The sequence below is a fragment of the Kitasatospora terrestris genome (assembly GCF_039542905.1).
In the GTDB taxonomy this organism is placed as follows: Bacteria; Actinomycetota; Actinomycetes; order Streptomycetales; family Streptomycetaceae; genus Kitasatospora; species Kitasatospora terrestris.
The window spans coordinates 7800431-7809488 of the sequence record NZ_BAABIS010000001.1; the positions used below are offsets into that span (position 1 = coordinate 7800431).

The following is a 9058-nucleotide window of genomic DNA, read 5'->3' on the forward strand; positions in this document are numbered from 1 at the left end:
TCCGTGGCCCGGCGGCCCCGCGGGCGGTCCGTTCGACGTGACGTCAGGTCGGGGGTGGGGCCGATGCCGTCCGGGGTCGCCGTCGACTGCCGGGGCGGGGCTACCCGGGGTCCGGTGCGGGGCAGAGTTCCACGCCCGGCGTGAGGTGGTAGCGGCCGGGGTGCTCGACCGTCCGGCGTTCGGCCGTGGTCAGCCGGTCGCGGCGGTCCAGCCATGAGTGGAGACGGGTCAGGGCGTCGCGGTCGCGGCCGACCGGATCGGCGTCCGTGCCGCCGCACTCGCGCAGCAGTACCCGTGCGGGCCCGTCCGCCGGGTCGGCCGGCAGGACATCGAGGACGGTGAACGCGGTGGCCGGGGGGAAGGTGACCCGGGTCTCCTCCGGGCCGACGGCGAACGCGGAGGTGCGTCGGCCGGTGACCGACCAGATCACGAACTCCACCGGGGAACCCGGCAGTTCGGCGGCGGTCGCGGTCAGTCCGGTGACCGGGGCCGGCTCGGTCAGCTGCTGCCCCACCCGGTACTGCGCCAACAGGTCGTCCCGGTCCGACCCGGGTGGGGCAGTGAGCAGGACCGCGCCGTGGTGACTCGGCAGCCGACGCAGCCCGGAGCCCAGGCACCGCAGGAACGGCGCGAGCCGGGGGTCGCCGGAGCGGGCCGCCGCGACCAGTCCGTCCCGGTCGGCCGGAACGCCGGCTTCGGTGTGGTGCAGCAGGACGGCCGCCAGGTCCGGCGTGATGTCGTCCCCGGCGGTGAACCGCAGGCCGGGGAGCCGGGTCGAAAGCTGTTCCACCGTCCCCGAGCACCGGCGGTAGTGCTCGCCGAGCAGCGCCCGGACGGCGGCCCGGTCCTCGGCGGTGCTGACCCCGGTGGGTGCGGGTGCGGACGGGCCCTCGGCCCGGACCGGGCGCGGTGCTGACCTGCCCGGCGCGGAAGAGCCCGGGGTGCCACCGAGCGGGGGCGCGGACACCGGTGCGGACCGGCGTCGTGCGGTGGGCTCGGGCTGCTCGTCGGGCGGAGGCACAGGGTCGGTGTCGGGCGGGGGAGCAGGGTCGGTGTCGGGCGAGGGGACGGGCGGCGCGTCGGCCCGCGGGGGCGTGGATGCCGGTGGCGTTCCGGTCCGGGAGGATCCTGCCGGGGCGTCGGCCGGTCGGGCCCGTTCGGCGGCTGGTGCTCCGGTCTGTGGGGACTCTGCCGGGGTGTCGGCCGGTTCGGCGGCCGGCCGTGACGGGGAGCCGGCGGAAGCGGTCGCGGTGGGCTCCCCGGCCTGCGGCGCGGACGCGGTGCCGAGGGCGGGGAGGTCGGGGCCGCCGGAGGCGGTGGTGCGGGTGGGCGGGCCGATCGGTGCGACGGCTGCGGGCCCGGCCGCCGCGGAGGTGGAGGTGCGGACGGTCGGAGCCGTGGCCGGCGGGGGAACGGGCCGTTGGTGGTGCGGGACGGGCGGTGGCGGCGGGGCGACGGCGCCGTAGCGGACGGGCGCGGGGTGGGGCGCGGCGCCGACGGGCTGTTCGGGGCCGAGCCAGTCGAGGTCGTGGGTGCGGGCGAGGAACCGGGCGACGGGGGCGGCGGCCGGTTCGAGCAGGCCGTGGACGAGCAGGCCGAAGCCGTGCACCCCGACGGCGGGGAGCCGGTCGAGGAGGCAGCCGAGTTCCTCGAACACGTCCGGGGCGACCGGGCGGTCGCGTTCGCCGACGATCAGCAGCGGACGGGCCGCCTCGGGCCGGCGGAACCGGGGGGTCAGCACGTGCGGCGGTTCGGGGCGCAGCCAGAGGCCGGCCGGGACGGCCTCCAGCGCCCAGTGCGGGAACGCGCTGAAGACGGCGGGCCGTTCGGTGCGCCAGTCGGCGCCGCCGTTGTGCCAGGCGACGGGGGAGACGGCGTCGCCGGGTACGGCGGAGAGCTGCCGCAGGAACGGCTCCCAGCGCGGGTGTCCCTGGGCGTCCAGGATGCGCGAGGTGGGGCCGGTCTTCCCGGCCATGGGCACCCCGATCGAGGCGTGCACGGGCCGGTCCAGCCGGGTGGTGAGCGCGGCGGTGAGCGCGGTGAGTTCGTCGGGGGCCGCCCACGGGGCACTGACCACCAGCCGGTCGGGGAGGGCGGGCAGCGCGGTGACGGCGGCGACGAAGTCCTCGGGCAGCAGGACGGGCGCGGCGGGCGTACCGACCACCAGGACGGTACTGCCGAGCGGGCCGGCGGCCATCGCGAGTCCGGGCAGCGGGCCGGGGGCGGGGGCCGCGACGTGCGTGAGCCAGTACCCGGCGGGCAGCGTGCGCACCCGGACGGTCGGTGGGACGGCGGACCGGAGCGCGGGGACGGCTGTGGGCACACGGGCTGCCCGGCGGGCGCGGCGGGGGGTGGCGTCGGGGGCGCAGTACCACCAGGAGGCGGGTCCTGACGCACCGTCCGGGGCGAGCACGTCGAGGTCGCCGTCGGGGGTGATCTCCACCAGGCCGTCGGGGGCGATCACCGGAACCCCGGCCCGGGCGGCGACCACCTCGGCGGGGCGGCGGCCGTTCGGGGCGAGCGCGGCCAGGCCGGACGCGGCCAGCACCAGGACGGTCGCGCCGCGGGCCCGGGCGAGGCCGCCGAGCTCGCCCATCCGGTCGCGCAGGACGGGCGCGGCGTCGTCGTCGGCGGCCACCACCACCAGGCTGCCCGGGATCGGCCGCAGGACCCCGACCGCCGCCCACAGGTCGTCGAAGTTGGCCGCGGCCGGGGCGATCACGACGTGCGACCCCAGCTCCCGCAGCTCGGACCGGTGTGCCGGCCCGGCGGGTTCCGGCCGCACGACCTCCGACGCCGGGCCGGTCCCGGCGGGCAGCGCGGCGGCCGCCCGGCGTCGACGGCCGAACCGTCGGCGGGGCGGGTCGGGCTGCGGGGCGTCGCCGGTGGCGGAGCCGGAACGGAAGGCACTCATCGCCGGGTTCTACGGCCCCCGGCCGCCCCGGGGTTCACCGGGCCCGCCCGTACCGACCCGGGCGGGCCCGGTGAACCGTGCGGCGCCCACGGCCCGTGACTCGGGAGAGGACGTGCAGGACGCGCGTCCGGTGAAGCCGAGAACGCGCCCCCGTGGGCCGGGAAGGAACCGGATGCAGTCCCGTCGTGACCAGGTGCAGGCGCACATGTTCGTGGTCAGCAGGATGGCCGCGGGCATGCTGCGCGCGGAACCCGACGCACCCGACACCCCCAACGGGCGGACCGTGCGGGGCACCATGACGGGGCTGGCGCTGGCGGTGCTGGCCGGCCTGGGAGTCGCCGTGTACGGCGTGATCAGCCCCGGGGGCAACGACAGTTGGGCGACGTCCGGCACCCTCGTGGTGGTCGAGGAGACGGGTGCCCGCTACCTCTACGTCGGCGGGCAGCTGCACCCGGTGCTGAACGACGCCAGCGCCCGGCTGGTGGCCGGTGAGCGGATGACGGTGCGCCAGGTCGGCCGGAACTCGGTCGCGGACGCCCCGCGCGGCGCGCCGATCGGCATCGTCGGTGCCCCCGACGGCCTGCCGCAGCCGGCCGACCTGGCGGGGGGCGTCTGGCTGGTCTGCGGCACCGCCCGGCCGGGCCCGTCCGGCACACCGGTGCCCCGGCTGGGTCTGGTGGTGGACCCGTCCACCGAGGGGCGGGTCCTGACCAGGGACCAGGGGCTGCTGGTGTCCGTGCCGGACGGCTCCGTGCACCTGCTCTGGCAGGGCCAGCACCTGCGGGTCGACACCGGGAACCAGGCACTGCAGGCGCTCGGCTACGGGGGATCGACCCCGCTGCCGGTCAAGCCCGGCCTGCTGGACGCGCTGCCCGCGGGGCCGGACCTCGCCGCGCCGCCCGTCCCGGGGCGGGGGGAGGCGGGGCCCGCGCTGGGCGGAAGGCCGACCCGGGTCGGCCAGCTCTTCGACGGGCCCGGCGGCGCGCACTACCTGCTCACCCGGGGCGGTCTGGTGCCGCTCACCCAGACCCTGTACGGGCTGGTGCTCGGCGACCTGCGGACGCAGAAGGACGCCTACGGCGGCGCCGCGCCGACCGCCGCGCCGATCGGCGCGATGGACCTCGCCGGGCACACCGCGCCCGGCGCCCCGCCCGGCGCAGGGCTCCCGGACCGGCCGCCCGCCCTGGTGGCTCCGCAGCGGGGGGAGGGCGTCTGCGTCGACGTTCACGCCGGGAGCGGATCCCCGACGACCGGCGTCACCGTGCTCCCCGCCGAACGGGCCGAGGCGGGCCGCGCCCCGGCCGTTCCGGCGGGTACCCCGGCGGGCGCCTGCGCGACCGCAGACCTGATCGCCGTCCGTCCGGGCCACGGCGCCCTGGTTCGGGCGCTGTCCGGTGCGGGGGCGGGCAGCACGGAGTACCTGGTCACCGAGACCGGGGTGCGCTATCCGCTGCCGTCCCCGGCGGTGGCGAAGCTGCTCGGCTACGGCAGTGCCGCCCCGGTCGGCGTGCCAGCGACGGTGCTCGGGCTGCTGCCGTCCGGGCCCGTCCTCGACCCGGCCGCCCTCGGCGACGGGACGAGCGCCGCGCCGGCCGCCACGGCCTCGCCGCGGGCCGTTCTTCCGTGCGGCTGAACCGCCGTGTGCCGCAGGGCCGTTGTGTCGAACAGGAATTCCCGCCGGGCCCTCCGTCCGGCGGATGCAGGGGAAGGGAGCACATCATGGTTGACCCGGGCATGTTGACCAAGGAGGACGAGGCGATCCGCCAGGTCCTCGCCGACCTGGAACACCAGATCGAGAACATGGTGACCGCCGGCCGCACCGTCGAGCGGATCAAGGAGGAGGTCGCTGGGGGCTACATCTCCAGCGCCAGTACCGCGTACCAGGAGAAGCTGGTCGACTGGATGACCCGCTACCAGCAGGTCATCGGCGCCTTCGAGCGCTTCGTGCAGTCCACCCAGGGTGCCAACGCGATCCTCAATCAGGCCGAGGAGGACGCTCGCGCCCACGCCGCCGACGGCATCTACTACGGCCTGCAGGGCGACTGACACCACCTCACGGACACACAAGGATCGGACACATCCCATGGATTTCGGCACCATCCACCTCCACCACGAGACGGTCGAGCAGGCCGCGAGGGAACTGCGCGCGGCGGGCTCCCTGATGGAGACCAACCTCAAGCAGCTCATGCAGAGGTTGACGAGCGTGATCGACAACGGGCACTTCCAGGGTGTCGCGGCCGGCGCGTTCCACGAGTTCTCCGCAGCCGTGGCCGCGAACGACGTGCAGATGAAGGAGGACATCGACTCCGCGGCGACCACGCTCGAACGGATGCACGAGACCATGATCAACGGCGATCACGAGGCCGGTAAGAAGATCGCCCACCATTGAGGGGGGTCCGCGCATGAGCGGCGACAACATCAAGATCACGCTCTCCTACCTGAACGGCCGCGTCGCGGACCTGCAGAGACTCGAGGGTGAGGTGCAGGGCGAGAAGACGAACTGGACCAAGGCGCCGGAGGCGCTGAAGGCGGGTCAGGACCTGTTCACGGCCGCCAAGTCGCTGAAGGTGAACTACAGCGCCTACGCGGGGAGTGTGAAGGACGGCATCGGAGCCGTCTTCACGACGGTCCAGACCATCACCGACGACCTGCTGAGTGCCGGCCGGACGCTGCACGAGAGCAATGACGACGCCCTCTCGGAGACCCAGGTGCTGGACGTCTTCCACGACGTGCTCACCGGCATCACCCCGCCGAGCGCGCCGCCCTCCTGACCCCAGGAGACCCCCGCCGCCGCGTCGGAGGGCCGCACGGCCTTCCGACGCCGCGCCGCACCGCCGACCGAGAACCCGTTCCGCTCCTTTTGGAGGAAGACCATGGCCGACCAGGCGAACTACATCTGGGACGATCTGCTGAAAGCGTTCGCCGGGTCGGACCAGGCCGACGGTGTCCCGAAGCGGGCGAACGTGACCGGAAGCCCCTGGATACAGGCCCACTACCTGATCACGGACAAGCAGTCCGAAAACGAGAAGCGCAAGAGGAACGACGGACTCCACAAGGGCGACGCCGGGTACGACATGTGGGCCGAGTGGGTCTACGTGATGAGTGGCACCGCCTACAGCACGATCCTGGGTGTCACCTGCAACTGGCCGTTCTGGGACGGAAATCCGGGCGACACCACGCCGACCCCCTGGGGACTGTTCAACTCCGGTCCGGACAAGATCCTCGGCCCGTCGATCTCGGGAAGCTGCTCCGGCAACGACTCCACGGCCCCCTCGACGATGTGGGACGCCGCCGCGGCCATCTACACCGCCGACAACTTCTTCGCGGACGAGCGGGTGGTGGTGAACAAGTGGTACACCGACCTGGGCGAGCCGGACAGCGAGTTCCAGGGCTCTGCGGCCGGCCGGTTCAGGGAGGTCCTCTACGGCCTGGAGAACGAGTTCATCCAAATGCACTACGGGCTCAGCCACGACGTGAACGCGTACCAGAGCCCGCCCAAGCCCGCCACGAGGACGCAACCCGCGCCCGGCTCCAAGGACAAGTACCCGGACAATCCCGTCGCCAACACGCTGCACAAGGCCGGGGACGCCCTGCGGGACGAGTTGACGTACATGTACAACAACGGCTTCAAGGTCTGGACGGGCGACAAGAACACACTGGTGACCCAGAGCGGGGACAACGCCAAGGGTGAGCACTGGAAATACACCGGCGCCGACGGACTGACGAGCAGCTATTCCAATCCGTACGCGTGCGTGCACTACGCGTTCACCGAGCTGGTCAAGGACCTCAGTGCCGTCCTCACCAGCATCACCGGCTCGTGTTCCGCCACGGTCTCCGGCGCGGGGATCTCGCTGGTGTCCAGCAAGAACGGCGCGGCCGACAGCGCGGGCCTGGACGCCTTCGTCGCCAAGCTGGACGCCAAGGCGAAGGAGAAGTGGACCCAATGGGTCGTCGCGACCCTCGACTCGGCCGCGACCACCGCCGGGCGGAAACTGACCGACGCCTACGACGCGGCGGCCGACCTCCTGATGCCGATCCCGAAGGTCGACCTCAACCTGCCCAAGGACAAGGTCAAGACCCCGGACGGCAAGGACGACAAGGGCGACGGGTCGAAGACCGACGTCAAGGGGCCCCCGGGGATCGGCGGGACCGGCGGCACCGGCGGCGGCACCGGTGGCGGGAAAGGTGGGATCGGCGGGATCGGGGGGATCGGCGGGGGCGACACCTCCGGCAAGGTCCCGCTCCTGGACAAGGACGGCAAGCCGCTCCTCGACAAGGACGGCAAGCCGCAGATGGTCCCGGCCGGCACCCACGTCAACGACAAGGGTCAACTGGTCGACAAGGACGGCAAGCCGCTCCTCGACAAGGACGGCAAGCCCTGGACCGTGCCGCCGGGCACCGTCGTGGGCCAGCCCGGCCCGGGCGGCTCCTCCGGCGGGACCGGCTCCACCGGCGGCACGGGCTCGGCCACGCCCTTCAAGGTGCCCCCGGGCTCGAAGCGGAACGACGACGGGACGGTCACCGCCCCCGACGGCACGCTGGTGAAGGATTCCAACGGCAACCCGGTGGTGCTCGGCAAGGACCGGACCATCGCCGAGGACGGCACCGTCCGGGACGCGAACGGGCGACCGGTCTCCCGGCTCGAGCAACTGCTCACCGACCAGGAGCACGCCCTCGCCTCGGGCACCGGCGGGGGCGGCTGGAACCCTTCGATCGGTGGGAGCGGCGTCTCCTTCGGCTCGGGAGGCTCGGGCGGAGCCGGGGCCGACCTCTTCGGCGGGCGGTCCGGCGGCGCGTCCTCCGGCCCGAGGACCGTCGGCGGCGTGGCCTCCGGCCCGGCGGGCCTCGGCATCGGCGGCCAGTTGGCCTCGACCCTGGGCGTCAGGCCGACGGTCGAGGCGGCGGCCGAGGCCGCGGCCCAGGAAGCCCAGCTGACGGGCCGGGGCATCAGCACCACCGGCGGCATGACCGGCCCGATGATGCCGCCGATGGGCGCCGGGGCCGGAGCCGGGATGGCCGGCCAGGGGGAGAAGGACCGGCAGCGCACCACCTGGCTCTCCGAGGACGAGGAGGTCTGGGGCACCGACTCGGGCGCGGTGACGGGCGTCATCGGTCGCTGACGGACCGGTTCCGTCCACGGCCCCTCCGGCCCGCCCGGGCGGTGTCGAACCGCCGGCCGCGCTCGGGCCGTAGAGAGAACCGTACGGCCCCACGAGCCGGTGCGTCCCGGGCCCGGAACCCGACCCGGGACGCACCGCGGGGACCACGGGAAGAGACGGGAGGCACGGGCGGATGACGTTCTCGTTCGCTGAGCAGATCGAGCAGGCCATGGCCACCATGGCCGAACAGCACAGCCGGATGGCCGCCGCGGCCAAGGAACTCGAGGCGGCCACTGCCTCGGCGACCTCCAAGGACCGGCTGGTCACCGCGACGGTCGGCGCGCAGGGCCAGGTGGTGTCCCTGGTGTTCCACACCAACGCGTACCGGACGATGGCCCCGACCGAGCTCGGGGCGGCGATCACCGAGGTGCTGAACACCGCCCGGGCCGACCTCGGCGAGCGGATCGCCACCAGGATGACGGCGTTCAGCGGCCTGGGCGAGGCCCTCCGGGCCTCGATGACGGAGGGCACCGAGCTCGACGAGCTCTTCGCGCCGCTGAAGGCGATGCGCCCCGGGTACGCCGAGGCGGAAGCCGCGGAGGAACGGCGCAAGCACGACCGGCAGGAGGAGTTCCGTGGGTGACCGACTGAACGTCGGCGGGGACCTGGAAGAGAAGTTCAAGAAGTTCGGGCCGCTCGCGGACATCCTCACCGACATCAGCAACCGGTGCGTCGAGATCAACGAGTTCAACCGGAACTCGGCCGGGCACGACGAGATCGGCAAGACGTACCACGAGAACGTGGACAAGCCGACCGCCGATCTGGTCAAGCTGTTCACGCTGGTGAGCAGCGAGGTGGAGCTTCTCGGCATCAAGGGCCGGCTGAGCTCCCGGATCCTGCACAACGCGGGAGAGGACGCCAAGAACCAGGTCTGACCGGACCGTTCGACCGGCCCGGCCTCCGCAGTCCGTCCCAGCCCCGCCCCCACCCGCGGCCGAGCGCCGCCCGATCTCCCCCGAACGCCAGGAGCGTGCCCCCGTGTCGA

Annotated in this window: 8 protein-coding genes; 7 read left to right on the forward strand and 1 reads right to left on the reverse strand. The window is 74.0% G+C overall.

The features are described from left to right. Positions 1–100: 100 nt before the first annotated feature. Positions 101–2914, reverse strand: a complete 2814-nt coding sequence (locus ABEB06_RS35810) for a hypothetical protein (RefSeq protein WP_345701101.1) — start codon at positions 2912–2914, stop codon at positions 101–103. Between the two features lie 172 nt (positions 2915–3086). Between ABEB06_RS35810 and eccB the strand changes: the two genes are divergently transcribed. The 7 genes from eccB to ABEB06_RS35845 all read left to right on the forward strand — a co-directional run bounded on the left by eccB (position 3087) and on the right by ABEB06_RS35845 (position 8948). Beyond that, positions 3087–4547: a type VII secretion protein EccB gene (eccB, locus tag ABEB06_RS35815; RefSeq protein ID WP_345701102.1), complete on the forward strand. Its 1461-nt coding sequence runs from the start codon at positions 3087–3089 to the stop codon at positions 4545–4547. Between the two features lie 86 nt (positions 4548–4633). After that, the gene (locus tag ABEB06_RS35820) at positions 4634–4960 is read left to right on the forward strand and encodes a WXG100 family type VII secretion target (RefSeq protein ID WP_345701103.1); all 327 of its coding nucleotides are present in this window, start codon (positions 4634–4636) and stop codon (positions 4958–4960) included. 37 nt (positions 4961–4997) lie between these two features. After that, complete coding sequence (locus ABEB06_RS35825) at positions 4998–5303, forward strand: WXG100 family type VII secretion target (RefSeq protein ID WP_345701104.1); 306 nt, start codon at positions 4998–5000, stop codon at positions 5301–5303. Between the two features lie 13 nt (positions 5304–5316). Further along, positions 5317–5685 (forward strand): hypothetical protein, encoded by a 369-nt coding sequence (locus ABEB06_RS35830; RefSeq protein WP_345701105.1) that lies wholly within the window; start codon positions 5317–5319, stop codon positions 5683–5685. A gap of 102 nt (positions 5686–5787) precedes the next feature. After that, positions 5788–8034 carry a hypothetical protein gene (locus ABEB06_RS35835; protein WP_345701106.1) on the forward strand — a complete coding sequence of 749 codons (2247 nt, stop codon included), beginning with the start codon at positions 5788–5790 and terminating at the stop codon, positions 8032–8034. Positions 8035–8206: 172 nt separating this feature from the next. Further along, positions 8207–8656: a YbaB/EbfC family nucleoid-associated protein gene (locus ABEB06_RS35840; RefSeq protein WP_345701107.1), complete on the forward strand. Its 450-nt coding sequence runs from the start codon at positions 8207–8209 to the stop codon at positions 8654–8656. Beyond that, a complete protein-coding gene (locus ABEB06_RS35845) occupies positions 8649–8948 on the forward strand; it encodes a hypothetical protein (protein WP_345701108.1) in 300 nt (99 codons plus the stop codon). Before ABEB06_RS35840 ends, ABEB06_RS35845 begins: the two co-directional genes overlap by 8 nt. Positions 8949–9058 lie beyond the last annotated feature (110 nt).